The 25,279-nt window shown below is 37.4% G+C and carries 23 protein-coding genes and 2 tRNA genes; 17 read left to right on the top strand and 8 right to left on the bottom strand.

The features are described 5' to 3' along the window. Positions 1 to 13 precede the first annotated feature (13 nt). Complete coding sequence (locus tag PVV70_RS06470; protein ID WP_273758452.1) at positions 14 to 634, top strand: 2,3-bisphosphoglycerate-dependent phosphoglycerate mutase; 621 nt, start codon at positions 14 to 16, stop codon at positions 632 to 634. A 115-nt stretch (positions 635 to 749) separates the two neighbouring features. Further along, positions 750 to 834, top strand: a tRNA-Leu gene (locus PVV70_RS06475). A gap of 706 nt (positions 835 to 1,540) precedes the next feature. Here PVV70_RS06475 and PVV70_RS06480 read toward each other — a convergent pair. The 3 genes from PVV70_RS06480 to PVV70_RS06490 all read right to left on the bottom strand — a co-directional run bounded on the left by PVV70_RS06480 (position 1,541) and on the right by PVV70_RS06490 (position 2,972). Continuing rightward, the gene (locus tag PVV70_RS06480; protein ID WP_273758453.1) at positions 1,541 to 1,732 is read right to left on the bottom strand and encodes a hypothetical protein; all 192 of its coding nucleotides are present in this window, start codon (positions 1,730 to 1,732) and stop codon (positions 1,541 to 1,543) included. Further along, on the bottom strand, positions 1,729 to 2,136 hold the full coding sequence (locus tag PVV70_RS06485; RefSeq protein ID WP_273758454.1) for a hypothetical protein: 408 nt from the start codon (positions 2,134 to 2,136) through the stop codon (positions 1,729 to 1,731). Before PVV70_RS06485 ends, PVV70_RS06480 begins: the two co-directional genes overlap by 4 nt. A gap of 245 nt (positions 2,137 to 2,381) precedes the next feature. Continuing rightward, a complete protein-coding gene (locus PVV70_RS06490; RefSeq protein ID WP_273758455.1) occupies positions 2,382 to 2,972 on the bottom strand; it encodes a hypothetical protein in 591 nt (196 codons plus the stop codon). 829 nt (positions 2,973 to 3,801) lie between these two features. Here PVV70_RS06490 and PVV70_RS06495 point away from each other — a divergent pair. Genes PVV70_RS06495 through PVV70_RS06505 form a run of 3 tightly spaced genes read left to right on the top strand, consistent with a single transcriptional unit; the run spans position 3,802 to position 5,843 of the window. Beyond that, entirely contained in the window at positions 3,802 to 4,152 is a 351-nt protein-coding gene (locus tag PVV70_RS06495; RefSeq protein WP_273758456.1) for a ThiF family adenylyltransferase, read from the top strand. After that, positions 4,146 to 4,622, top strand: coding sequence for a ThiF family adenylyltransferase (locus PVV70_RS06500; RefSeq protein ID WP_273758457.1), 477 nt, complete (start codon positions 4,146 to 4,148; stop codon positions 4,620 to 4,622). Before PVV70_RS06495 ends, PVV70_RS06500 begins: the two co-directional genes overlap by 7 nt. Beyond that, complete coding sequence (locus tag PVV70_RS06505; RefSeq protein WP_273758458.1) at positions 4,623 to 5,843, top strand: MFS transporter; 1,221 nt, start codon at positions 4,623 to 4,625, stop codon at positions 5,841 to 5,843. Between the two features lie 274 nt (positions 5,844 to 6,117). Here the strand turns inward: PVV70_RS06505 and PVV70_RS06510 are convergent. Then, positions 6,118 to 6,208 (bottom strand) — tRNA-Ser (locus PVV70_RS06510). A 312-nt stretch (positions 6,209 to 6,520) separates the two neighbouring features. Between PVV70_RS06510 and PVV70_RS06515 the strand changes: the two genes are divergently transcribed. Then, entirely contained in the window at positions 6,521 to 7,735 is a 1,215-nt protein-coding gene (locus PVV70_RS06515; protein ID WP_273758459.1) for a porin, read from the top strand. A 663-nt stretch (positions 7,736 to 8,398) separates the two neighbouring features. On the opposite strand, the gene PVV70_RS06520 is transcribed toward PVV70_RS06515, so the two are convergent. The 3 genes from PVV70_RS06520 to PVV70_RS06530 form a co-directional block, all read right to left on the bottom strand. Then, positions 8,399 to 9,205 (bottom strand): N-acetylmuramoyl-L-alanine amidase, encoded by an 807-nt coding sequence (locus tag PVV70_RS06520; RefSeq protein WP_273758460.1) that lies wholly within the window; start codon positions 9,203 to 9,205, stop codon positions 8,399 to 8,401. A gap of 1,187 nt (positions 9,206 to 10,392) precedes the next feature. Then, positions 10,393 to 11,124 (bottom strand): alpha/beta hydrolase, encoded by a 732-nt coding sequence (locus tag PVV70_RS06525; RefSeq protein WP_273758461.1) that lies wholly within the window; start codon positions 11,122 to 11,124, stop codon positions 10,393 to 10,395. A gap of 263 nt (positions 11,125 to 11,387) precedes the next feature. Then, positions 11,388 to 12,584 carry a multidrug effflux MFS transporter gene (locus tag PVV70_RS06530; RefSeq protein ID WP_273758462.1) on the bottom strand — a complete coding sequence of 399 codons (1,197 nt, stop codon included), beginning with the start codon at positions 12,582 to 12,584 and terminating at the stop codon, positions 11,388 to 11,390. A 1,007-nt stretch (positions 12,585 to 13,591) separates the two neighbouring features. Between PVV70_RS06530 and PVV70_RS06535 the strand changes: the two genes are divergently transcribed. From PVV70_RS06535 to PVV70_RS06550, 4 genes are all read left to right on the top strand, one after another. Continuing rightward, on the top strand, positions 13,592 to 14,680 hold the full coding sequence (locus PVV70_RS06535) for a TIGR04086 family membrane protein (RefSeq protein ID WP_273758463.1): 1,089 nt from the start codon (positions 13,592 to 13,594) through the stop codon (positions 14,678 to 14,680). Between the two features lie 436 nt (positions 14,681 to 15,116). Beyond that, positions 15,117 to 15,266: a hypothetical protein gene (locus PVV70_RS06540; RefSeq protein ID WP_273758464.1), complete on the top strand. Its 150-nt coding sequence runs from the start codon at positions 15,117 to 15,119 to the stop codon at positions 15,264 to 15,266. A gap of 363 nt (positions 15,267 to 15,629) precedes the next feature. Then, on the top strand, positions 15,630 to 16,523 hold the full coding sequence (locus tag PVV70_RS06545; protein ID WP_273758466.1) for a hypothetical protein: 894 nt from the start codon (positions 15,630 to 15,632) through the stop codon (positions 16,521 to 16,523). Continuing rightward, complete coding sequence (locus PVV70_RS06550; RefSeq protein ID WP_273758467.1) at positions 16,520 to 17,713, top strand: MFS transporter; 1,194 nt, start codon at positions 16,520 to 16,522, stop codon at positions 17,711 to 17,713. Before PVV70_RS06545 ends, PVV70_RS06550 begins: the two co-directional genes overlap by 4 nt. A 65-nt stretch (positions 17,714 to 17,778) precedes the next feature. Here the strand turns inward: PVV70_RS06550 and PVV70_RS06555 are convergent, their stop codons facing one another. Continuing rightward, positions 17,779 to 17,922 carry a hypothetical protein gene (locus PVV70_RS06555; protein WP_273758468.1) on the bottom strand — a complete coding sequence of 48 codons (144 nt, stop codon included), beginning with the start codon at positions 17,920 to 17,922 and terminating at the stop codon, positions 17,779 to 17,781. On the opposite strand from PVV70_RS06555, the gene PVV70_RS06560 reads away from it, so the two are divergent. From PVV70_RS06560 to PVV70_RS06590, 7 genes are all read left to right on the top strand, one after another. Next, positions 17,921 to 18,595: a hypothetical protein gene (locus PVV70_RS06560; protein ID WP_273758469.1), complete on the top strand. Its 675-nt coding sequence runs from the start codon at positions 17,921 to 17,923 to the stop codon at positions 18,593 to 18,595. The genes PVV70_RS06555 and PVV70_RS06560 overlap by 2 nt on opposite strands. A 10-nt stretch (positions 18,596 to 18,605) precedes the next feature. Beyond that, positions 18,606 to 19,847, top strand: coding sequence for a DUF2087 domain-containing protein (locus PVV70_RS06565; RefSeq protein WP_273758470.1), 1,242 nt, complete (start codon positions 18,606 to 18,608; stop codon positions 19,845 to 19,847). Between the two features lie 345 nt (positions 19,848 to 20,192). Next, a complete protein-coding gene (locus PVV70_RS06570) occupies positions 20,193 to 21,242 on the top strand; it encodes an aminotransferase class I/II-fold pyridoxal phosphate-dependent enzyme (protein WP_273758471.1) in 1,050 nt (349 codons plus the stop codon). A 296-nt stretch (positions 21,243 to 21,538) separates the two neighbouring features. Next, entirely contained in the window at positions 21,539 to 22,072 is a 534-nt protein-coding gene (locus PVV70_RS06575) for a hypothetical protein (protein WP_273758472.1), read from the top strand. After that, positions 22,069 to 22,503 (top strand): hypothetical protein, encoded by a 435-nt coding sequence (locus PVV70_RS06580; RefSeq protein ID WP_273758473.1) that lies wholly within the window; start codon positions 22,069 to 22,071, stop codon positions 22,501 to 22,503. Before PVV70_RS06575 ends, PVV70_RS06580 begins: the two co-directional genes overlap by 4 nt. Continuing rightward, positions 22,490 to 23,668 (top strand): MFS transporter, encoded by a 1,179-nt coding sequence (locus PVV70_RS06585; protein ID WP_273758474.1) that lies wholly within the window; start codon positions 22,490 to 22,492, stop codon positions 23,666 to 23,668. The genes PVV70_RS06580 and PVV70_RS06585 overlap by 14 nt, the downstream gene beginning before the upstream one ends. Then, positions 23,656 to 24,723, top strand: coding sequence for a hypothetical protein (locus PVV70_RS06590; protein ID WP_273758475.1), 1,068 nt, complete (start codon positions 23,656 to 23,658; stop codon positions 24,721 to 24,723). Before PVV70_RS06585 ends, PVV70_RS06590 begins: the two co-directional genes overlap by 13 nt. Positions 24,724 to 25,279 lie beyond the last annotated feature (556 nt).

Genomic DNA, 25,279 nt, shown 5'->3' on the forward strand with positions numbered 1-25,279 from the left:
GAGGCAATTCAGAATGGGACGCACACTTGTACTCATCCGTCACGGACAAAGCGAATGGAATCTCAAAAACCTTTTTACGGGTTGGAAAGACCCTGATTTAACGGAAAAAGGTCATGCCGAAGCGATAGCAGCAGGAAAAAAACTGAAAGAATCTGGTTTTAAGTTTGATATCGCGTATACATCTGCTTTACAGCGTGCCCAAAAAACAGCTCAGCATATTTTAGAGCAAACGGAACAACCGGATTTAGAAGTGATCAAAAGCTCTGCATTAAATGAACGTAACTATGGAGATCTTTCTGGTTTAAATAAAGATGAAGTGCGCCAACAATGGGGGCAAGAGCAAGTGCAAATGTGGCGCCGCTCCTATACGATTGCCCCCCCGAATGGAGAAAGTCTACGCGATACCGGTGCACGCATTTGGCCTTATTATCTTTATCATATCCAGCCTCATATTTTGCGCTCTCAAACTGTTTTGATCGCAGCACATGGCAATTCTCTTCGTGCTCTTATTATGGCGCTTGAAGGTCTCAGTAGTGAGGAAATTATATCTCAAGAATTAGCGACCGGCATTCCTATTCTTTACACCTTTAATCCCGATTCAACCATTGCATCAAAGACAATCATCACACCTTAGACTTTCAAAATCATGATGCCCCCAAAAAAATTTAATTCAATCGTTTTAAACGAAGAAAATAAATTCTATAATTTTATTGACAGAATTGCTTCACACGCTTAGATGATTTTTATAAGCCCAGATGGCGGAATTGGTAGACGCGCAGGTTTCAGGTACCTGTGCCGCAAGGCGTGGAGGTTCGAGTCCTCTTCCGGGCACCATTAACCTTATATCAACGGTAATTCTTTTTGTTTTATACACATTTTTTTATGTGAGAGCCGTGCAAATAAACATAAGGGTATAGGATTTTTTAACACGTCCCTCAATTGTTTTAAATCAAGACTTCTTTTGAAGGTATTTTTGCCATCCTTAATGCCCAAAGGATTTACACTTCTAAAAAGTCAAAATCTTTAAAATCCTCTCTAGAGCTGCATGCTCTTTTTTATTGTGTGTAATTTGTTATTTTTAAACGTAAGGGATACGAAAATAAAATTGTGGAAATAATTTTTCTCAACATGCCTCTATAAAATACGTTCTAGACAAATTCTAACAATTTTTTGAGTGCTGAGAAGCCCTCTTGCGTCACACCATTTAAAACTCTCATACACGTGATAACAGTTTCATGTTGCAACAGAGTAAAAAGTTTGATTGTGGAATTCTTTCGAGAAAGATAAACGCCTTTTCTGAAAAGAAAAGCCTTTTCTTGATCTAAGAGCTCGATGATTTTGGCTTCCATATCAATAGGTACAGACTTTTGCCAATCTCAACAGAAGATAAAAATGCTAAAGACACATCTAAACTCTGTTTTTTGACCCCTCTTTATTTTGTTCTATCTAAAACATGACACACTCTATTCAACCATCAGTATGACACATTTCTATATTCAAAATGAGTGCCATAAGAAAACTTTTAAGCCTTGCGTCGCTTTTATTGTTCTTTCTCAAATAATCCCTCGATTGCTGCATCTCGTTCTTTAATAACTTTTTCTAATTCTGAAATAACCTTTTTATACAATTTTGAACGCTTAATAAAAGAATAATAAAGCATAATAATCGCTATGTTTAAAACAAAACCAATAATTATAATGGCGAGAAAAAACAAAATCATAAGAACCGTCATTTTTCTCTCCTTTTTTGTGCGGTAAGAGCTTTATCTCGCTGCTCAAGAGTATCTTCTAATTGCTGAAGTGTTTTTTCCAATTTCTTTGTCAATCGGATGTATAAAATTAAAATAATAGGAGAAGCTATCGAAAAACATAACGAGATGAATGCGATAAAAATACATATAAGAGTAAGAATATCGAACTCTCTATTGGCTTCACCCAACATCTGGATAACAGAGCCTAAAGCCATATTTATTATAAATATGCAAAAGATTATTTTATAATCCTTTGATGAAAGTGCCATAGCTTCTTTAAACGCTAAAACTTTAGATTCTTTATCAAATGCTGAAGAGACTCCCGAAACCTTATGACCTAGATTTTGAAGTGTCTCATGCAATGGCTGTATTTCTTGTATTGTCATATTAGTCTCATTTTATTCTTCATTTTCAGAGCCTGTTTCTCGTGCTTCTTTATATCTTTTCCATCTAGCTTTTTCTGCTCTTTCACAGTTCCTGTTACACAAAAAACAAAGAGTTCCTATAATAACCATAACGGATATGATAAGTACTATTGCAAATCCCACCGATTATTCCTTTTTCAATAAAATTGTTGTTAATCATCTCATGCATTCTTCCCCATTGCATCGATGAACAACTTTCTGTTTCTTTATCGCGATATTTTTTTCAGACTTTTAAGTTTGTTGTTTAAACGATCAACTTCGTGATTCAGCCTTTCAAGTTCTTTATTAAGTCCATCAACATGCCCATGATGTTTAGAAATCACTTCTAAAGTATGTAATGACTGAGACTGATCTTTAAACTTATTGGCTTCACCTAGCCCTCGAAAGGCTTCTGTTCTTTTCTCAACATGTTCAAATAGCATAAAAACCTTCTCGAGCCGCTCAAAAATTGCAGCGTTTCGTTTTTGCGTTATCTCATATTTATAAGAAAGTTGTTTGTTGTTTGGCATAGTTTTCAGCACTGCCAAATAGAGTTCCTGCTGTTCAAGAGCTATTCTCTTCAAATCCTCTACCGCTACCCCTAATACCTTCATTGTATCATTCCATCCCCTTTGCGCATTTTCTTTTTCAAACGCAATGGAATCTAACCTCTGAACAGCCTCATCCCGCTCCTTAATGACTTGGGAACAAAATAATTTATCCACGCCCGTATAGCCACGCGAGGCGGGAACAAGATATGTCAGCAAAAATACGATAAGCAATAAGGCTTCTCTCAACAGAACTTTCCTTGTAAACATCTTTCTATTTTTTCGTACAAAATACCTTAAAACAAATACCTAAATCCTCATCAAAAGATTCGGAGTGAAATTTATTCAATCCATTTAGGATAATCTACGATAAAAATAAAAAGAGATAGATTATACACTAATGAAACATTCTACAGACAGAATAAAGATATAAAAATTAATTTATTCAATTTATTAGTTATAAACTTTTCTGTCTAGCTTTACATCTTTATGGGAGAAAATTAATGACTTTATACGTGAATTAAAAAGAATTTAATATACTATTTGAAGCCAATCAAAAATAATCTTTTGATTAATAAGTATGCTCCTCCTCATGAAATGAGGCATACACAAAAACGGATAAAAACGATCAATGATATTGAATGATATAAAAGTTACTTTTAATAGAAATTTGTTTTTTATCAGCAGCCGCAAAAATTGCGTTTTTTTACAAAAATTCAAATTTATCATTTGCTATAGTATATTTTATTGCTACATTCCTTAAGTTAATTAAAGATCGTAGAATATAAACTGATAGGATGCATTTTTCTCAAACGGCATTTTTCAGAGGAAGATTGATTGAATCAATGGGGACAAACAATGAGCCAAGCTATAATTTGAGAGACAGGATATATTGTTATTCGTAAAAGGATGCCGTTTTGGAGTATGCTAAAAGATGTTTATAATAATAATGATAAGAAATTTTGGGGTAATTTAGTCCTTATTGCAGCACAATGGATCAAAAGAAAGACTGTAGATGAGGTTTATAATTCACTATCGTCGCTCATGTTAAAAGAAAATTTTAATCGTGCGTTTAATTTTCTTGTTTCTAATCATTTTCTTGTCCAATCTGAAACATCAAACAATATTCTCAATAATCGATATTCTAGAAGTCATCTCCATTACCAAAGTTATGGTATGCATCCAGCCTCCATTCAGCATACTCTTTTGCAAAAAAAGTGTCATCATTTTAGGCTGTGGTGGGATTGGTAATCATGTATCAGCAATGCTTGCAGCCTCTGGTGTTGGGAAATTGACTCTTGTTGACAATGATGTAATCGAGTTAACCAATCTTACTAGGCAAATTCTTTTTACTGAAGAAGATATAGGTCTTCCGAAAACAAAAGTTCTTAAGCGTACACTGATACGAAGAAACAGTCAGAAAGAAATGGGGGGCATACAAAAATGTTGATGACTAAAAAAGGGGATATTAAAAAGTTACCCAAAGCTGATTTATGGATTATTTCTGCTGATTCTCCTGATCAGCTAGGAGTATGGATCAATGAATGGTGTGTAAAAAATAAACAAGCCTATATAAATTCTGGTTATGTTAATGATATAGCTGTCTTTGGTCCATTTTACATACCTGGGCAAACTGGTTGTTATGCATGCAGCTCATCTATAGGCAATCTTCCGGCAAAAAGTGACCATCTTATTTATGACGCTTGTGTTATGATTAATAATAACTTCAAAGTTGCTACATTTTCTCCTGTGAATGCTCTTTCAGCCGCCATGTGTGCCAATGATGCTCTTAAATTTTTGGGTGGTTATGGAAGCCTTCTTTCCACTGATCGCCGCGTGGGAATATGGAGCAGCCAGCTCTTCATAGAAGAACGCTCTCTAAAGAAAAATCCTCACTGTAAGGTTTGTGGAACAACATAAATGAACAGACCACGCACCCTTGCTCTCACCTATGGCTCTTATAATGCCGTACGCATGCTCATTGGTGTCTACCATGCGATTTTTTTAATGTCGATGGGGGTGAGTCTCGCGCAATTAGCACTACTTCAAGTTGTCTTTTCCACAACTATTCTCCTGCTTGATTTTCCTTGTGCTGTTTTAGCGGACAGATATCGACGTAAATATTCCGTGATGGCTGGTGTCTTTATGACGGGAGTATTTTATCTTCTATGCCTTCAAGCCCCTCATATGACAGCGCTCATTATTGCGCAAATTCTCTATGCAGCAGGCATTTGCATTATTGTTAGCGCCATTGACGGATGGATTTACCATTCTCTTGGTGATAAACACGATCACTTTTCGCATCATGCCCATCTTTATCACCAAGTGAACTCTTTCGGAAGTATTTTCAGTGGAATCGTAGGCATTGGAACGATCTATTATTCTGGACAATATTTTATGGGATATATTATCTCATGCCTCATGATGGGATTTATTTTTTTGGTTTTCCTTATTGTTCCTGAAGAAAAGAAATCAACGATTGAAACACACAAAACAAAAACAATCTTGCACAATGCCAAGGAAACGCTCTGGATCTTTCAAAACACCGTGGGAGGAGCATGGTTTATTTTCCTCATGTGTCTTTTTAGCGCTGGAATTCAGATTATTTATCATTTTTGGCAACCAATTATCCTTGGCAAGGGGGGGAAAATTGATCACCTCAATGGCTCGCAAATGTTAGTCCTTATGTGCTGTCATATTGGAGCCTTTTCAGCACAGTATTTTTCAAATTTACTGATGTCTAAGTATCATGTCCTTGATAAAAAATATAAGAATTCTATCAAATATTTTTCCTTCTTTTCTTCTCTGATGTGCATCGCGCTTTATTTTTTCGTTCATAACAATCAAACAGCTGCATCCGTCATTGCGTTCTCTTTAATCCATGGATTTATTTGCACTGTCCCGATAGGAGCAAAAAGCTTATTTTTCTCAGAACTAAACCAAACACAAACGCAGCATATTTCTGGTGTTGTCGGTGCTGTATCTTTTAGCGGAAGACTATGTTCAATTACCGTATTAAGTATTATTTCTTTTCTTCCTGCAAAAGTTTCTCCCTCTTATTACCTCATCTTACCGACCCTTACTTTTTTCCTATGTGGTTTGGTCATCATGAAATGGATAAAACACTCTAAAAAGTCTTAATAAGAGGAAAACCATCACTGACAAAGTTTTTTCTAAAAGATTTTCTTCGAAAAGAGATCAAGACTTCTTTAGACCCTTGCCATATCGAGCTTTCAACAGATAACGTATCGATAAAAATCATTTGCTTTCACATCATAAGCAGCAAAGAACCGTATGGGTAAAAACGATGTAAAAAGGAAAAAGACTTTTAATAAACGCTCAGTGTCAAGGACTATTGCCACACGGGCTTAAAATCCTCAAACTTACTATATAATACACTGATTTTATAGCAGAATGGCGGAGAGGAAGAGATTCGAACTCTCGAGAGCCTTTTGAGCCCTACTCCCTTAGCAGGGGAGCGCCTTCGACCACTCGGCCACCTCTCCAAGGAGTTGCATAAATGGTATCAATAGAAAGTTCAAGACATTTTCGATTTTTTTCCCAAATATCTGAAATTTTTTTCTTTATTCTCTCCATTGAGCTCAAAGTTAACGAAACAAAAATTGTGTCTTTTTTACCACACCTTATCGAATAGTACATAGATACATTACAAAAAGTTCATTTCATATTTGAAACTCTAAAAAGATTAGTATAGCTAGAGTGATAAGTACCGCGTATTTTACTTATGCCCTTATCTTTAATGCATTAGGCAAGTGATATTCTTTAGAAGAAAATTAAACGGACCTCGGAGATCCCAGATGAATATTAAATCCCTCTTTTTAAGCTCTACAGCAGCTTTTTTAGCAATTTCTGGAGCCCATGCTGCTTCAACAGTTGTTGCCGAACCTGAACCCGTAGAATATGTTCGCGTTTGTGATGCCTACGGAAAAGGATATTTCTATATCCCTGGAACAGAAACCTGCATGCGTTTGTCAGGCAGTGTTCGTACTGATTTTGTCGGCGGTGGTAATATCGATGCAACTACCGAAGCTGAACTAAACAACAAAAGAGAAACCTATGGTGCATCATCACGGCTTACCCTTGTTTTTCAAGCCGCTTCTGAAACAGAAATGGGAACTCTTCGTTCATATGCGAGAATTTTCTCAAGCTGGGGTGATGGTAAAGATGGCTCTGGTGCAAAACTTTCAGCCGCTTATATTGAACTGGGTGGCTTTCGTGTAGGTCTTGACGATACCATTTTCAACAGCTGGACTGGTGGGTATGGGAATGTTCTCAATGATGACAGCGTAGCGCCTGCCGGTACAACACGCACCAATTTTATTTCCTACACCTTTAACGGTGATGCCGGATTTTCTGCTATTATCGGAGTTGAAGTAGGCAATAATGCAGATTCTCTTCCTGGCGTAAAAGAAACAAAAGGAATAGGAGACAACTATATTGAGAAAGATGGGAAACTTGTTCCTGTCACAAAAGATACGCTTCCAAGTAAAGGAATTAAAAATTACACCCCCAATGTGGTTTTGGGTATAAAGTTTATGCAAAAATGGGGCGGTTTTTCAGCGGTTGCTGCCTATGATGCTTACTACAAAAAGTGGGCTGGGAAAGTTCGTGCAGATTTCAATGTTAACGACCGTTTCAACCTATGGGTGATGGCTGGCTATAAAAATGGTGTTGATTACTACACAGAAAATGAAGCTGATGAGTTATCACGAAAAAGCACAACGATCTATGCAAACTGGGGCGGTAAATGGGCTGCTTGGGCAGGTGCCACTTACAAACTCACGCCAAAAGCAGATTTGAATATGCAAGTTTCTTATAGTGCTGTAAAAACCTTTGCAACATCTGTCAATATTGCATACACGCTGGTTCCAGGTTTTGTGATTACACCTGAATTAACCTACGTTTCTTGGAACGATGATCGGATTATAAAGGATGCAAATGATAATGAAAAACATTTCTTTCATGGAAAAAATGCTTTCCAAGGTATGATCCGTTTACAGCGTTCATTTTAATTTTGTTAAGCTAAGCTACGGCTTTAAAAAAACTGGCAACATGAGTTGCCAGTTTTTTTATTTTTAAAATCCAATCACAATTATCCCCTTGCGCCTCACAAAGAGGATTAGCGTATAAATAAAAGCTGAATAAAAAAGAACGACAAATACCTATAAATCGTTTCAAATGTCAAAGACTGTCGCGCAATATTGAGAGTGAGCAAAGTGTAGAATGGTGCCGGCTTGTTTTTTTATGAAATGTAGGAATGATGATGCACAATAGACGATACACTTCACAGAGGATTTTACACTCTTTACGAATACCGTTGCAAAATATGTGTGTGATACGCACCAAAAAATATTTTCTAAAACAAACAAATAAACATACAATAGAAGTCCATTTTATTTGAGGCATTCTATCTTGTACGAACAAAATGCCCCCATTATACACAATACCTTAACTTTGCCCGTTTCTTCAGGAAGCAGAATATAAGAAAAAGAAACAGCAAACCTCCATCTCTGCAAACCATAAAGTTTTTTATAGAGTTATGTTTCCATAAAATACCTTATACCATCCATACAATTTTTAAAACGATAAATGCTCTTTTTGATATGAAACCAATCCGCAAAAAATAAGCGCTCACACGTCATCATAAAATATCTTTTAATTCAAACGAATTGAATTCACGAAAAATATTTATCAACCAATGCATAAAGAATGGCCGCTGTTTCAACATCAAGAATCCCATCATACTTTTCTTGACGAAAGTGAAGTTGAAAAGCTCGGATCAAATTTTTATATCCCATTTCAGTAGATGCCGCTGAAATATCATATCCATAACATCCCAGCTTTGCCAAAGCCTCCTCCTTAGACGGAAAACTCTTAGAAAATTGTTCTTGATAGCGATTTTTGGGTTCATCATCATACCATGCCCCTATCCCTACCCTATAAAGCTCTTTCCACGGGAAAGCTGCTCCTGGATCACTTTTTCTTCCAATGGCAATATCACTATGCCCCACAACATCCGTTGGCATAATATCGGGATACCGTTGAAGAATATTCAATGCAAGCTCTTTAACGGCATCAATTTGTATTGGGTTATAGGGAGGAAAGTTAAATTCCTCGCCATGATGATCCATTAAATCAACGGTCTCTTCTGAAGATTCAGAATGACCTTTCGCTAAATTCACGATTTCAATCCCAATAGATGCATCATTGAGATGACTATGCCCAGCCCATGCGCTAACACCTGCATGCCACGCACGCTCGTTTTCATCCACCAGATTAAAAATACGCATATCTTTAAATCCAGCCTCACGATATGTCTGCTCTGAAGGATCAGGAACAAGATAGTGTGCACTAACCTTTTCTCCTGTAAGCGCCATGACCGATGCTTTAAAATCAATAGACGTATAATGCATGACAAGAAAACGAACGCGACGATTAAAACTCTTGACAGAACGATAACTGTTGTAATCAATCCGATACATAAAAGCCCTTTCTTTTTTTCTTTAAAAAACCATCGCGCATCACAACATATAGGACACGAACCATTGAAAAACTTGCAATGATCCTCCTATCTAGATGAATTGCGTCAAAAATTTGTTCATCCACAAACGCACCGTATCAAATATTTTCCACACAAATTCCCACGCAATGGTCAATTAAAAAAAATAAAAGTGTTAAACGATCACTTCTTACAGCTTCACCGTCTTACAGAAAAAAGAGCTGTTCCTGTTATCAAATTGAGAAACATTTCCTCAAAGCGGACACCTAACCATCGCGCAATCTACACAAAGGCATAAAGGAAGCACTTTATGAAATCTTTACAGCAAATGTATGACCAGATAATTGAACAGCCCATATCCGCAATCAACGCTTCACGGACATATTTTCCAATAAAATTTGCAAAATTTTTCTGTCAATGACACCGCATCTTGTCTTTTCACAACATTTCTTTCTAATTTACAAAAAATATCGATTATTGACAACACTTGAGGAACACAAAGTCTCTGGATTTCCTTCATATGCTCCTAATGAAAGATAACAGATTAATTTACAATGACCATTAATCTTTTTTTGCATCTTAAATGGAAAAGCCAGATAAATCCCCTGATATTGAATTCATCAAAGCCATTTTTTTACATCAAAAGCAGAGATTAATGGTTAGATAAAAACAACATCATACGATGCATGTATCTCATCCTCTTAATCTAAAGAGCAAAATCTATTACAACATTATGCGCTAGAAAAGTGACGCCAAGAAAATCCAATTCAGCACATAGACCTTCAATATTTTTGCTGATAACACAAAACTGAAAAGACTACTAAAAAGCAATGATATATTTTATGGGACATCTATCAACAAACAGACCTCATTTTTGGCACCAAGGAAGAACAGGAGAAAGATATGGAGATCGACGCCCTTCTTAAATGAAGGACAAATTCTTTTGCTGCGTCTCCTTGACCGGCTACAGGAGCAAGCAAAAGAGCATCGCATTCAGGAGTTTTTTACCAAGCCACTTGAAGAAGGCAATCCTCTTCCTGTTTCCAACATTCCCACCCCATATCACCATAAGTAAATTCAAAGGACAATAATCATGACTCTAAGACCTTCAATGCCCCACAGGGATTTCTGGTCCCAGCCCATTACCCCATGGCACAAGAACTTTCTTTTTCATAATCCCTCCATCCATTCGCGAACGATTGCATTCGTCATAACAGGATTATCATCCCACAAACGCGTGCCAGCCCCAGAAATTATTCGATATTCATGATTGGCACATTGGCTTTTTGTTTGATTATTAATTGTTGCAAGTTGCGACATTTCACCCACCAACGCTAAAAACTTTCCCTTATACTTAACAATCTCATCTCTAGCATCCAATGCCAATAAGAGTTTAAATCCTCTTGTCATCCGTTCAAGTGCCATGCTTTTTTGATCTTGTGGAATTTCTAAGGCAACTCTTTTTTTAATGACGCCACAAGAATGCATAAAAACATTGAGTGTTTCCAAAGCGCCCAACAAATCATTATTTTCTAAATGAATCAAAATTTCTCCAAGGCGCCGCTGCAAAAGCTTATCTGGATAGCCAGGTGCATTGACAGCAAGTACAGCCCGCACATTAGGAAGCCGTGGTGCCAATATTTGTACTAACATTCCAGCCATAGAAAATCCCACAAGCACCGCTGGCTCTTTAAAATACTTTTCCAATTTTTCTCTTATAAAAGATACCGTTTCAATAGCAGAATGATTGAGAAAATGAGCACTCTTAGGAAAAAGAGAAAGCGTATCTAGCAGAAAGATTGGAAATCCTTTTGATGAACATAGCTTTGTCAATGGAGCGCAAAAAGCCCCCTGATCCCAAATGGGCATCACAGGAGAAAGAATAACCACAGGACAGCTCATTGATCGGTCCCTCCTCTTGCTTCAACACACGCATCAGAGCCAAAACTCTTTCCCCTAAATGTCATAAAAATACAGATCTGACAAAATTCTACGCCCACAAAATCCCCCCCATAACAACCAATTTATTCAATTCAAGCGAAGTTTATGATGAATTTTAAATCCACTCAATCAAACAACTGAATAAAAAAATCATTCAATAACAGAGTTCAAAAGCATGCGAAATATCGGAAATATTTCTGCATAATATCTTTTTATCATTTCACTCAGCTTATTTCTGAAGTCATAAAATGACGCGCTTTTTGAATATAAATGATAAAACCAATCATGCAACACACGGCTAACAAAGTTGCCATAGCCCGTGGGCTATGACCAGAGATTTTTCCGATAACCGCAGCACTGAGTGCAGCGCTCCCCAATTGCAAAGATCCCATAACACCAGAAGCCGCTCCCGCCGCTCGCGGATGCGACGAAATCGCTAACGCTGTTCCTAACGGCAATAAAAAACCATTGCCAAAAGTAAGAACAGCAATAGCCATAAAACTTGTCACAAGAGGCCATGGGCTTAGATACATTTGCACGGCAAAGAGCACACCTCCTATAACAAAAATAATATACCCTCGACCTACTGTTTTTTCCATAGACTCGCGTTCAAAAAACCATCGCGCCGAAAGATTTCCCAAAATATAAGGCAATGAGACACCAATATAGCTGTAACTAATATGGATCGGCGATAAACCCAAAGTTGTGAGCAAAAAAGGCGATTCCACAATATAAGCAAAATAAGCAGCGTAAGAAAAACACGGAATAAGTGCATAAAAAATAAATTGTTTATTTTTAAGAACGCCCCAATATCCCTTCATAAATCCTATAGGAGAAAAAGGCTGTCGCTTCTCAAGAGGGAGTGTTTCTGTGAGTACAAAATAACACAGTAAAATGGTCAAAAATATAAAAATGCTTAAAAAGATAAAAGTTGCCTGCCAATGAAAAACTTGTATCAAAAGTCCACCAATGAAAGGTGCAAGTGCTGGCGACATTCCAATAAAAGGGAAAACAATCAAATAGAGTTTTCCTGCTGCTTTTTTATCCAACAAATCATTGATAATCGCGCGACTTAAGACAAGTCCCGCACAAGCACCAAGACCTTGCAAAAAACGTAACACAAGAAAAGCATGAATATGAACCGTATAAATCACACCAAGTGTCGTGAATAACCACAAGAATAAACCCAATAAAAGTGTTTTTTTACGCCCAAAATTATCACTGAGCGGTCCATAAATAAGCTGTCCAATTGCCAATGCAAACAAAAAAACGGCTACTGCACTCTGAATTTGAGATTGTGTCACTTGATAATAGTGACGCATATCTCCCAGCGCTGGTAAAAAAATATCCGTAGAGATCAATCCCCCTGTCGACAAACATACAATAAGTATAATAAATGGTAAAGTATATTTACGATTCATAAATAAAATCACACTTTTAAAGTTAGAGATTAAAGAGTATTTTGTTAAAAATAAGAATATAATGATATTTTTTCTTATACATATAAATAATAATAATTAAAAGTGTTATTATTCTACTTTATAAGATTAAATTTCTATTATTTTTTTAATAAATAAAAATCTATTTTACATGATTCAGATGTAAAAATTTAACCCCTGAATAAGCTTTCCTTTACAAACACTTTTCTGTAATCTTTCACTACTTTTTTCATTAATATCATAAGCAAAAGCACAATCTCTCACCCCAGCAATAATCCTACTTTCTATATACTATCCATCAAAATCGATTGATAAAACACAAAGCAGAAAAACAATTTCTGATGTCTCTACCCCCAAATCACTATGATATAAATAGAGCAATAGCTTAAAGAGCCTATCAACACAAATCATTATTGTAAAGAAGTTTGGTCTATCAGCTCATAGAGTATAATGCTACTTCTGCAAAACACCCCAAAACCAATATATTGTACTTATTTCATAAAAATTTTTACTTAAGACAAACATAATAAAAATTAGCATCTAATTTAGTGAAAAATATTATAGAATAAAAAGTCAACACGCTTTTTTATTTAACTTAATCCGTGAACTCTTATAATATTCTGGATTGATATTTATTTTTGCCCTAACACCAAACTCTCTCAATTTTATAAAATATTCCTCACATAAGAACATTAATATTCTTAACAGATATTTCTTTCACTTTATAGGTTAGAAACCAATAAACGATAGCATTCAATTTCTTAAAATTATTCTCTCCCGTAAAAGATGCAATGATAATATACACCATAGAGAGAAACACGCCGTTCTTCAGGCATAAATTAGATCTTTAAAATTGTATATTCAACATTTTTCGTCTCATAACAAACATTAAAGCGTCTTTCCTATTCATTTTTAGCGTCTATCCATCTATTTTGGAACATAATTGGCAATAAGGCATTGTATCTCCAGCATATTCAAGGAGATAAAACATGGAAACCCGCATTCCTGAAAACACACCTTTCGATACGAATTTTCTAGGGCAGACATCCCTAGAGACAGAATATCCTTTTTTTCAAACACCCATTTCATGGTCCGCCATTTTTGCCGGGCTGGTAACAGCTCTCGCGACCTCAATTTGCCTCTCTTTTCTAATAGGAGCATTAGGATTGAGCCAAATGGATTTTACCTCGTCCTCCCCTTTTGGAGGCTCTTTCCTCTCCTTTGGCATAGGCTCTCTTATCGTTATGCTGATAAGCCTTGCTTTGGGAAGCTTGGTGGCTGGGCGTTTTGCTGAAACCGCTGGCGCTCTTCATGGCTTTCTTACTTGGGCTCTCATAACACTGCTGATGACCCTCCAAGCCATCCACGTGGTTTCAAGCACAGCAAAAATAGGGGCAAAAGCTGCCCTAGAAAACAGCTCCATGATCGAAAAGACCATAGACAGTTTCAAAACCAATATTTCCCCCCTACTTACAAAATTAAACAGTGAGGATTTTGCAAAGTTTTTAACAAAAAACAATGACAGTAGCATCAATTTTGACCAACTTGGCAATGAGTTGCGCACCCTTCTCCATAAAAGCGACATTCCTGCCCTCAATCCTGATCGTTTGAAACAATCCTATCAGGCAGCACTCAGTGATATTGGTTCTGCAATCACAGCTTTTAAAAAGGATCCTTCTCATTACCGCTCCACTTTAAAAGATTTAGAAGATCGCCTTTCTGATCGTGTAGAAGATCTCAGGACAAAATTTGATCGAAGCGATATCATCAAAGCCCTCACGAACAATGGCATGAGCCGTGCGGATGCACAAACAGCAGCCAACCGTGCCCTTCAACTCTATCAAAGCGCAGAAGAAAAAACTGAAAACGCGATAAAAGCGCTGGAAGAACGGGCTGAAACCCTCTCTGATAATCTCGAGGATACCATCAAAGTCGCAAAAAACAAAGCCACAAAAGTCACGAACACAGCCTCCAAGATGGGATGGTGGGGCTTTTTAGGCAGTCTGATAGGCGCCATCATTTCCAGTGTTTGTGGTTATTATGGTTACAGAAGCCGCAAGGATATTTTCAAGCTTTAAAACTTTTAGCTTTCACACAAACCGAAAAAAAAAGCTGTACAGACTGTGCAGCTTTTTTTGCATTTTTTTGATGACACTTTATCTATCATATAGTTATATCATTGCATCTCCTATAGGAAACTTTACTGTCTTGCTCCTCTCATAAAGCTCCTCACTAAAAAACAAAAGAATACCTTATCATCGCAAAGAGATATTATGCTCGTTTTCAATACAGCCCTTATTGAAAGAGTTTCCTTTCTCCACTTTCAACAAAAAACTAGACAAAGCAAAATGAAACGATAAACCATACCAGATATGCGAAGGAAAAAATTTTAACTCTAATATCTTGGGAGAGGAGCATTTGACAAAAAAAAATAAATCCATGCTAGATGTTAGGATGTGGTGGTTTTTTATTTAAACTATCGCGTATTTTTACTAATTATAAGGGGAGGAATATATGAATATTTCACTTAATAAAGTAGAAGATGTTATTGAGTTGGCTGCTGACGAAGTTGTGCCAATTGTGAAGAATGTTAAATACGCTCAGCGCAGCGATGTTCAAGTATATCAAGATGAACTTGATATGAATGGTTCGCTAGAAGTTTAATAATGTATTGTTGATACAGATCTATTTATACATCTAACTTTAAAAATTAAGCATATTACTAAGAGCATGTTTGAATTATTTTCAGAGAGCTTTTCCCGAAAAGTTTGGGCTAAGCAAGCAGCTGAATTGTCAATTTCGCACATCCCTTTCACTGAAAGGGATGTGTTGGATGCTCTAAAGCAATACGCACTACATCCTCATAAACTCTTAGCTCTTAATCCTAAATCCGAAGTAGTAACGATAATCAATGGGGTGCGGAGTCCACATCCTCTTCCAAATTTTCTTGTTTTAGATACGGACAGGACTATAGAAGAATATACTGACCGCGTTGACTAATATGCCGAAGGACAAGAATGGGCGATCATGTATTATGGGTTATATGCTGCAACCCCTGTATTGTGGGACGCAGCAAAGCAGTTTGCAAATCAATTAGCACATTCTTTAGGGTTTAGTCCTGGTGGACGCGTAGATATTGACTGCTTTATTGGCCGGTATTCTTCTACCCATGTTGGAATCCATGTGGATCATGCTCATAATTTTGCTTTTACGCTACAGGATGGTAAAACGATGTTTGCATGGCCCAGCACACGAAAAGACCTTCAAGGGTTAAAATATCCTGAATATGAAGAGCATAAACCAACAGCAACTGCGCTGCAAAATCTGACAGATCGTGTTGCCTACTTCCCATATGATGCTTTCCATGTTGCCGAAACGGGAGAAAAGGTTGCTGTAAATATCAATATCGCTTTTTGGGAAACAGCACACGATGCACAACACCATAGAGATTATGTCACGCATTTACTCCATCTTGATGATCGAACGCGACATGATATCCGCACATCAGGAAGAGCAAATTTAAACCCTGATAATGCTTTTCAACACTCCACACTAAAATCTACCATCGCAAATGGTACCTTAAAACGTCATATGCTGGTTTTTCAATTAATTAACGATACAAGTTCACGTTTATGCGTCGGTCGCCCCCTTATTGATATTTCTGAAATTGAAAATGAAATCTCTCTTCGCCCGTCTGCAACCCTCCAATGGGTGCCCTTAACTGAAACAAAAGAACTCCTCATCGCTGCCAATGGGCATTGTGCCAGTTTTGAATATAGCTCTCCTCTAGAGCACTTTCTTTCCCAACTTTCATCAGGAAAAAAACTAGATTTAGCAAAATTAAATGATAAATCCTATAGATATGGGCAGGAGGAAATTTTAAAAACCGTAAAAGCTTTAGCATGTTGGGGGGCATTGTGATAAAGAAAAAATCCATAATTTTTGCCCAAATAGGACTTTTTCTTGTTTTGAGCTTGAGCAGCTTTGCCGATGAAACAGCTCAAGTCACTTTCGCTTTACACTTAGCAGAAAGTACAGCCTCCATTTCCATGCTGCTTTTTGCAGGGCTTATAGGAGGAATTTGTGCAGGTCCCATTGCCCCGCGTCTTTTGCACCGCTTCCAGCCAGCGCACACAGTGACTGTTGTTTTATTGTTTGAAGCACTCTTCATAGCCACAGCCGCAATTGCCAACCAGTTTTGGTTCTATATTGCCCTTTCTTTTGCACTGGGTTGTGCAGGTTCAATCTTTTGGTCTGCTATCCTTGTTGCTGTACCTGAATTAGCAAACAATGATCAGCAACTAGACCGCATCAACCGCGTTATCCAAACGGTTCGTAATCTTGGCTATATTGCTGGACCACTGTTAGGAGGCATGTTGTATGGTCTATCAAACGGACAAAAAGGGCTCTTTGTACTATCCATCATGGTTCTCTGTACAGCCTTGATCACCATAGTCTGTTTTAAAAGTTTAAAAATGCATGTGCCAACAACAAGCACAACACAGCAAAGCAAAAAGGGGCTAGACTTAACAGGGCTCTTGCGTAAAAAAAAGGTTGTCTATGCTCTTGCCCCTCTCACCCTTACCATCATACTCACCTCTGCTCTCAATGTGTTGTCGATTGTCCGCATCCGCACCGAGCTATCCTTCAGTGCACAAACCTATGGCATGATCAGCAGCATGATAAGTCTCGGTCTTGTGGTTGGTCCACTCTGCTTTTCTAGCCTTTTCCACCGTTTTGGCAATGCCGCCGGTGCATCACTGGCTGCTGCAACCATTGGCTTTGCCATTTTCTGCTTTTCTTTAACAAACTTCACATGGTTCATGATGTTCTCATTTTTTATTCTTGGGAGTGCCAACGGTGTGCAAAATGCCCTGATGGCAAGTTTTATGATGAAAGCCATCCCAAAAGAACAACGAAACAGTCAAATGCCTGCCTATATCTTTATCATACAGACAGCCGTATGCATTGGTTTTATCAGTGCAGGTTTTGTAAAAGTGCACCATACCCAATACACACTCCTTATCATTAGTATCGCCACCATGATTACAGGCATCTTAGGCTTTATCGTAAACATCGCTCTGTACAAAAAGGAAGGTGATCATGCCTAACAGACTTTGCTATCTATTCCAGCAAGCAAACCATGCTAAAAAAGGACATGGCAATCACCACCCGATCAAATCCCAGTCAAATTATTCTCTCTCCCCTGCAACCCCATAGCAACCGATAGGACTTTTATGAACCACTCTTTGAGTGTGGAGCAACGAACAACCATTGCCAAAACTTGATATTTTAAAGCAAAAAAAACCGATAACATCATGCAACAAGATCCTATAGGCTTAAATTTTTACCATGGAACAGGCGGTTATGTATGGCAATTAGCAGATACCATGCTACATGACTTAAATGAAAACATCCACACCCTTGCCTTACAAAAACCCACACCACCCATAACCATTAATTCTTTTGCCGTTTACCCACGCAAATTAGCCCCCCTAGCACACATTCAATGGGCAAAGGACGTACAAATCATAAAAAATAAACCGGCACTCATTGGCAAACGCCAACTTCAACCTATCACCGTTGTTTCCACCAAAAGCAGAGCTTTTGGTGGATTTGATGTAGAAACCTTTACAGCGCTTCATGAAGGTTGTTGCGTTCAATCCTTGAAAGAAATCAAACTCAACGGTTGCCTTTTTAACGCAGAAAATCTTTTGATATCCTTGTTGCGACACGGTCTCATTCAAACAAATCAACAAGCCTTTTCAAAAGATCATGCAACAGCGCTTTTACGAGAGCCAACATGTCGTATTATCAATTCTCCTCTTGGCACCCTTGCCATTAATCAACTCAACGGGCGCACAATCCGGCTGAATGAAAAAACCAAACCTCTCCTGCAAAAAGCCACAACAGAAATGCATCTTCAACACCCCATAGAACAAACAACAACCTTTCTTGTCAAAGCAGGAATGCTGCGCTTGGTAAAAGAATAAGGATCAAAAGATGCCCCTGATAAGACCTGGTATGGGAACAGAAAACAGTATTGAACTTCTTTATACGCTCATTCAAATGGCAAGACCGCACACAGTTCTTGAAATCGGCGCAGGCGATAGCACATGCTTGATTGCTAAAGCACTGCAAAAAGCAAAACAAGCATGGCAACGGGATAAAAAACTTTTAGAATCCTCCACTTTTGAAGAACGTACAGCTTTACTTGATCCTTCAGGGGTCCTTGAGAATTATCAACCACGATTGATCACCGTTGATGATTTTTCAGTAGACAGTCAATCCGCTGAAGAAGCATGGCAAAAACTGCTCCAAGACGAGCGTATTGAAAAAGACATGGTAACATTTATGAATGAGAACTTCTTCTCTCTTGATGAAAGCACTCTCAAATCTTGGGGACCCATAGATTTTGCTTGGCTTGATGCTGGAACGCCGGCAGATGATGTGCGATTTGTTATCACACTTTGGGAACATATCAGTGCTGGTGGTTATCTCTGTTTGCATGAACCAACCATGACAACAACCGTTGCTCTCGATGGCACTCCACGGGTGAGACGCGTCAGAACCCCTTTGTGGGAAGAAATTCTCTACCGTCTTGATGGCTCCTATGAAGCTTTAACCCTTCCCGAAAATCACAAATATCGCCAAAGTGGTCTGGGGATTATTCGCAAACGCACCCCTACTGAGCAAATTGTACGCTCACAATCGCTCCAAGCAGAACTCATCGAGATCAATGAACTGCCCCTTCGCAATGATCTTTTGCCCATGGGACAAGAAACACTTCACAAACGCAACACGACCAATTCACTGATTTCTGCCATGACCTCACCAACACTGCGCACTGTTTACGCTGCCATTATCCTTGGTGCAAAAAATCTTTCTGAAATCCTAAAAACTGTCGATTGTGATGCGAAAACCATTCACAAATCCATCAATCGTCTTTTGAATCTTGGTCTTATTCAAAACACAACAGCCGGATTTAAAGCGGAAGAGACACTGTGGAAAATGCTAGAAAATAAACATGAACGAGAAAGAGAAAATTTAAGCGACCGCCAATTAGAAACAGAAGAGATGCTGATAAAAATTTCCCAAGCCTTTCAAAGGGAAAAAATCTATAACGAAACGGAAATCTCTAAGATATGCAGCCTCTTTACGGTCGATTTTGCCAGATTAAGGCGCACTCTTGTTGAGAGGGGATTTTTACAACGCCATGGAGGAAAATATCAACGCATGCGCTAAAAGAGAATTGAAAAATGTTAGCGAACTCTATCGTTTTTCTTCTCTATTTCAAGAGGATGAATAACCTTCCACTAAAAAAATATAATTTCATTAAAAGGTTACAAAATCATTCATCTCATTCATATGTTGACAATCTATGGAGATGAGATTAGCGTATTCTCTTCGTAAGAGATGCAATGGGGAAAAACAAAAATGCGGGATGTCAATTGATTATCAAATAGAATGAGGAACAGTCAAAACCATCAGGAGAGGATATGGGATCAAGGTCTCCATGACCTGACGACTGTTGCATAAACATCAGGGCGCAGTGTTGTTGCTCAATCAGGAAAGACTTATATTGATTTTATGTCATGTTCGTATCTAGGGCTAGAACGTCATCCAGCGTTAAGTGATGCCGTAAAATCTTCTGTAGAGAGATTTGGTGTGCAATATGCAGCTGCACGAACGCGTGCAAAATGTATATTGTTTTATGAACTTGAATTAAAATTAAACACCATTTTTCTCGATTCCCACTCTGTCATATTTAATTCCGTAAGTGCAACCCATCTTGCAGTTATGCCCATCTTAGGTCCAGGAGAACTTCCAGGATATCCTATAACAGCAAATGGTGTTGTATGGATTATAGATAAAGAAACGCATGCATCGGTGCAAATTTTACGTGGTATACTTGAACAATTTGGAAGTTATATAAGAATCCCATTTAAAGATATTACAGCACTAGAGAAAAGCCTACAGAAAAGTAAATTACAAAATAAAACGCCTGTTTTGGTATCTGACTCTCTCGGTTCTATGGGCGGAGCAAATGACGTTAAAAAATTAACAGAATTAGCGAAACTGCACAACGGATACTATTACGCAGATGATGCGCACGGTACCTCAATTATCGGAAAAAATGGCTGTGGTTATACACTGCATTTATTAGAAGAATACAAAAAAAATCTTATTTTAATTTCTTCTTTGTCAAAAGCATTTGGTTCCCATGGTGGTTCAGCCTCATTTAGCAACAAAGAAGCTGCATCTTTTATTAAAAAATATGCGCTTAACTATATTTTTAGTGGTCCACCTTCTCTCCCAGGAATAGCAGCTTGCCTTGCTTCTGCAGATATTCATCTTTCACAAGAAATGAACCAACTTCAATGTAAACTGCACGAAAATATCTCTTATTTTGATCAAAGAGTCTCCAACATTGAGGTACAGGAAAAGTTAAGTCCCATTAAATCTATCTTTATGGGTGCTGAAGACAAAGCGATAAGTGCCTCATATAATTTAAGAAAGCGCGTTTTTTGGTTACAGCGGCAATATATCCAACAGTGGCTAAAAAGAAAAGCATTATTCGTGTGGCGATATCAGCAGCACATACTAAACATGATCTCGAAACATTTGCAACAAATATGAATGAATTGACAGAGCTCTCCTCCACTTACTGAGATCATAACAGCTTATAAAAATGCGCCCGCAATATTACAATTAAAGCCTATGGCTTTGAAACCAACACATAGAAAAGATTTCTTCTAAATCATGAAAACGCAACTAAAACCACAAGACCGTTTTAATCAGCTCATGGCTAAAATAATAAAGAAATGCACTCAACACCAATATCAATCGTTAGCGGCTTTATACATTCTCAAAGTCGATGAAATAATTAAAATGTTTTTTTCTCCATTAAATATTGTCATGAAAAGGATTTAGCGATGAAACTTTATTGGATTGTTGCGCAAGAAGAATATGCCAACGCACAAGATATAGAATATTCCTATTCAGAATACACAGAAGAGTTTAATAAAAGAGGCATCAAATTCCAGTTTTTAAAATTAGAAGACTGCCTTATCAAAGCAAATCATGCAGATGAATTTATTTTTCTATATCAAGGTATTCCACTAAATCCAGATCACTCTGCATATATTTTATCCAAAGCAGATCTAAACCCACAAGCAAGAGCCATCAGTCTCACATTAAGAAATTATTTTAGGATAAGTGGTACACACCTTCTCAACGAATGCATTTATGGCATAGAAAATCTTGAGTGGGATAAGATTGCGCAAATGGCATTAGCACGTAAGCTAGGAGCTCCAGTGCTTCCATTCACGATGTGTGGCTATCATAAACAAACAGTTCCTACAATCACATCTTTTGTTTCATCAGAATATGAATCTTTTATTTTCAAACCCGTTGGCTCAGGAATGGGATTTGGTGTCATTAAATCAGATGGATTAAACATGCAATGAGTATAGGAAATCTGATCTCAACTTCTTCTTCTGAATATTTTTTAATGCCTTTTGTAAAGGATGCACAGGATGTAAGATTTTTCTTTATATCAGGAAAACTCTGTTTTGTGAAATTCCGCACACCTCAAGGAGACGGTTATATTGGAGATGTTGCACGCGGGGGCAAAAATACAATTCTTACTGAAGAAACTTTTATAAGCGCATATGGCAAGGAAAAATTCTATCCTGAAATGCTCGATATTTCTAAAAACATCGTCGAAAAAACAAAAAACAATCTTCTTGCAGTGGACTGGCTGGTGAATCAAGAAGGATACTATTTCAAAGAAATGTGCACAGCAGAAACAAGGCTAACAAAACTTCCTCAAGAGATACAACAAAATGTATTTGATCATTTAACGACACTTCTATGGAAATTCCATGGGCAAAAATAAAATAACTTTTTTTATCTATAGCGCAGTTTTTCTTTCTGAATTTTCCTTTTTCTTTGTACTTCCTTTACTTGGAAACTCTTCTCTCATAACTGCTGCCAATGTTGCGTTTTATCTCGCTGGATCGGTAATCCTTGAAAGCATTCTCATGATAACCACAACGGGTTTATTAGAAAGATTTTCGCGTAAACTCTTAATGGCTACCGCCTTTATTTTAAGGAGTACCGCTTTCCTGTGCGTTATCCTATCGCTCAAACCTTCTGCATGGTTGATCTTTTTTACCTTAACGGCTTTTTCGAAAGCAATTTCAAAGCCATTTTTGAGAGAAATTTTATCAGAACATCTCAAGGGAAGTGCTCTTAAGCGCGCTTTAACCCTCTATTCGTTTTTTCAAAACGCTGCTGTCGTTATTGCCCCACTTGTTGCAACGATTGCCATAAAATATAACGCATCAGCTTTTCTCATGGCTTTTTTTGCACTTATTGGTTTGTATTTTTGTGTTCTATCTCTCAAAATTGTTTATCACTACCCCCATAAAAAATCATCCGTTGAAAAGGATAAAAAAACAAAAAAAACTCTTCTTTTTTCTTTAAAAACAATAATACATAATCGTTCTATTGCTTATTTGTTGGTTGCGGCTTTGCTCTGTGCGTTCCTCATGGGAATTTTCATCACCACCACGACGCTTCTCAGTAAATTTGACAGCAATCTGGCCCCTTATAGTGGGGTTTTCTTTTCAATTGTTGGCATCAGCATTTGTATCTGGCAGGGGGTGATCAATAAACATCTCACCCTTTCCGATAAATCAACTTTTTATCTGCTCTGCTTTATGGGAGGTTTCTCCTCATTTTTCCTCATGGGTGGTGTCTTTACCGCTGTGACTGCGTTAATTGCCTACAGTGTCTATGAATCTGTCATGATTCCAGAGATATACTATCAAGCAGGGAAAACAATCGCATCCGTTTCTTCCAGTGTTCTTTTTAGTTATATTCTTGTTGTTTCAAATATTGGCCAAGCTATAGGCTCATGGACAAGTGGATGGATCATCAGCCATTTCAACAATCATATCGCTTTGCTTTTTGCCATGATTGTTGGTGTCTCGGCCTTTGCCTCTTGCCTTTGCCTCATGCAAACTAAAAAAAATAAGGAACTTCAATGTCGCATATAATTTTTGCAACCGGTGGCACAACAAGAGTGCCTAGAACACTTCGCCACAAATGGCTCAATTATGAGTTTGTAACACACTCTGCGGCAAAGAAGCTCGAAACTGTTTTTAAAAACTGCTCCGTAAGCTCCGTTGCCAATTGCCTCACAGCTGGAGGATTGTGGGGTGGTTTTTTATTTGCACATGAAATTTGTCGCCTTCTCAAAGTAACATATTATCCATTTGCCTCTATGGTTGATCCTGAAACTCTGAGTTCAGCTATCGAAGAATTCTCTATCGATACCATCATATGCCTGCCAAGTTTTGCGGATAAACTTATTATCGTATCTTGGAAGCAAAAATTAAAATGTCTAAAAAACCTATTCTATCTTGGAGAAACCTTTCAACCTGAATCTGTATTGAAAATAAAAGACATAATCCCTGAATTGCATATTAAGCCTCTTAGCTTTACCACCCAAGAAGCTGGTCCTATAGGATTCCAGTGTTCCGAGATTAATGGTAACGTTTATCATCTTGTACGACACATTCAAGTAAAATCAAATCCTGAAAATGATGAATTAATTGTCTCTGTTTTTTATCCTGAAGACGCACCATACCTTGAACACGCCACTGGTGATGTTGTTCATATTGCATATGATCAATCATGCGATTGTGGCTATCATGGCCATACCTTACACCTGAAAGGAAGAATACCAACTTTTTATAATATTATGGGAACTTCAATTTCTGTACACGATTTTACAAATGTCTTAAATCTTCAAGGTTGCACTCTTTTGGCTACAGATATTCAACTCATTATAGTCAATCAATGTGAGAATGGTGTTGGCATTTTATTGTTTATTGATTCACGTTACGATATTGAAAGAAATACCCTTTTATCATCCCTTTCATCCTCTTATCTGATAAAAGACATTATCAATAAATCACAATTTTTTCATGTTTACTTTATGCAGAAATCTCAATTTATTCGCTCCTCAAGCTCTGAAAAAATAAAATCCTTTTTTCAAACGACTGAATATCCTATAGTGCTTGATAGTGATCTAATAGAAATTAAATAAGCTAAGATTGCGATTTTACACAAGCGTTCTTATGCTTCCTTGTTGTTTCCCTCGTGCGCGCTTAACTTTTAATGTCGCATATTCTCTCTCAATTTATATCTTAGAGCTTATGGATCAGCCATAATAGAAAATTTTAGAAAAAACGTACCAAAACTACCAGCATCTGAGTGTGTTCCTTCTTAAATTCTGATAAAAAATAGTTCTATTCTTACATGACATAGCCATTTTCTTTTTGCAGGCATTCTGCCATCACCATAATATTTTATTCTGCTCCAATTTCCTTCTAAGTTAAATTGTGTGGTCGTTTTACACACTACAGCTGTACAGAGTTTTCTTTGTATTACGAATAAATATGGCAATGATCACATTGCCATAACATATCTCTCATAATAGAGGTTTAGTTTTTTACCTATTAATAACACACAATATTTCTAAAGGATAATACTGCCTGATTGATTTTTTAGAGTTTTTTCTGGAAAACAACAGCCACTAGGTTCTCTAAGAGGATATAAGGATCAAATAAGGATGGGATAAGGTGAGAGATATATGGTAAGAG

The organism is Bartonella sp. AU55XJBT, assembly GCF_028618525.1.

Bases quoted from the DNA above. Each gene is read 5' to 3' on its own strand.
- PVV70_RS06470 (WP_273758452.1), top strand. From the start codon at position 14: ATGGGACGCACACTTGTACTCATCCGTCACGGACAAAGCGAATGGAAT.
- PVV70_RS06480 (WP_273758453.1), bottom strand. From the start codon at position 1,732: ATGACGGTTCTTATGATTTTGTTTTTTCTCGCCATTATAATTATTGGT.
- PVV70_RS06485 (WP_273758454.1), bottom strand. From the start codon at position 2,136: ATGACAATACAAGAAATACAGCCATTGCATGAGACACTTCAAAATCTA.
- PVV70_RS06490 (WP_273758455.1), bottom strand. From the start codon at position 2,972: ATGTTTACAAGGAAAGTTCTGTTGAGAGAAGCCTTATTGCTTATCGTA.
- PVV70_RS06500 (WP_273758457.1), top strand. From the start codon at position 4,146: ATGTTGATGACTAAAAAAGGGGATATTAAAAAGTTACCCAAAGCTGAT.
- PVV70_RS06505 (WP_273758458.1), top strand. From the start codon at position 4,623: ATGAACAGACCACGCACCCTTGCTCTCACCTATGGCTCTTATAATGCC.
- PVV70_RS06515 (WP_273758459.1), top strand. From the start codon at position 6,521: ATGAATATTAAATCCCTCTTTTTAAGCTCTACAGCAGCTTTTTTAGCA.
- PVV70_RS06520 (WP_273758460.1), bottom strand. From the start codon at position 9,205: ATGTATCGGATTGATTACAACAGTTATCGTTCTGTCAAGAGTTTTAAT.
- PVV70_RS06525 (WP_273758461.1), bottom strand. From the start codon at position 11,124: ATGAGCTGTCCTGTGGTTATTCTTTCTCCTGTGATGCCCATTTGGGAT.
- PVV70_RS06530 (WP_273758462.1), bottom strand. From the start codon at position 12,584: ATGAATCGTAAATATACTTTACCATTTATTATACTTATTGTATGTTTG.
- PVV70_RS06535 (WP_273758463.1), top strand. From the start codon at position 13,592: ATGGAAACCCGCATTCCTGAAAACACACCTTTCGATACGAATTTTCTA.
- PVV70_RS06540 (WP_273758464.1), top strand. From the start codon at position 15,117: ATGAATATTTCACTTAATAAAGTAGAAGATGTTATTGAGTTGGCTGCT.
- PVV70_RS06545 (WP_273758466.1), top strand. From the start codon at position 15,630: ATGTATTATGGGTTATATGCTGCAACCCCTGTATTGTGGGACGCAGCA.
- PVV70_RS06560 (WP_273758469.1), top strand. From the start codon at position 17,921: ATGCAACAAGATCCTATAGGCTTAAATTTTTACCATGGAACAGGCGGT.
- PVV70_RS06555 (WP_273758468.1), bottom strand. From the start codon at position 17,922: ATGATGTTATCGGTTTTTTTTGCTTTAAAATATCAAGTTTTGGCAATG.
- PVV70_RS06565 (WP_273758470.1), top strand. From the start codon at position 18,606: ATGCCCCTGATAAGACCTGGTATGGGAACAGAAAACAGTATTGAACTT.
- PVV70_RS06570 (WP_273758471.1), top strand. From the start codon at position 20,193: ATGTCATGTTCGTATCTAGGGCTAGAACGTCATCCAGCGTTAAGTGAT.
- PVV70_RS06575 (WP_273758472.1), top strand. From the start codon at position 21,539: ATGAAACTTTATTGGATTGTTGCGCAAGAAGAATATGCCAACGCACAA.
- PVV70_RS06580 (WP_273758473.1), top strand. From the start codon at position 22,069: ATGAGTATAGGAAATCTGATCTCAACTTCTTCTTCTGAATATTTTTTA.
- PVV70_RS06585 (WP_273758474.1), top strand. From the start codon at position 22,490: ATGGGCAAAAATAAAATAACTTTTTTTATCTATAGCGCAGTTTTTCTT.
- PVV70_RS06590 (WP_273758475.1), top strand. From the start codon at position 23,656: ATGTCGCATATAATTTTTGCAACCGGTGGCACAACAAGAGTGCCTAGA.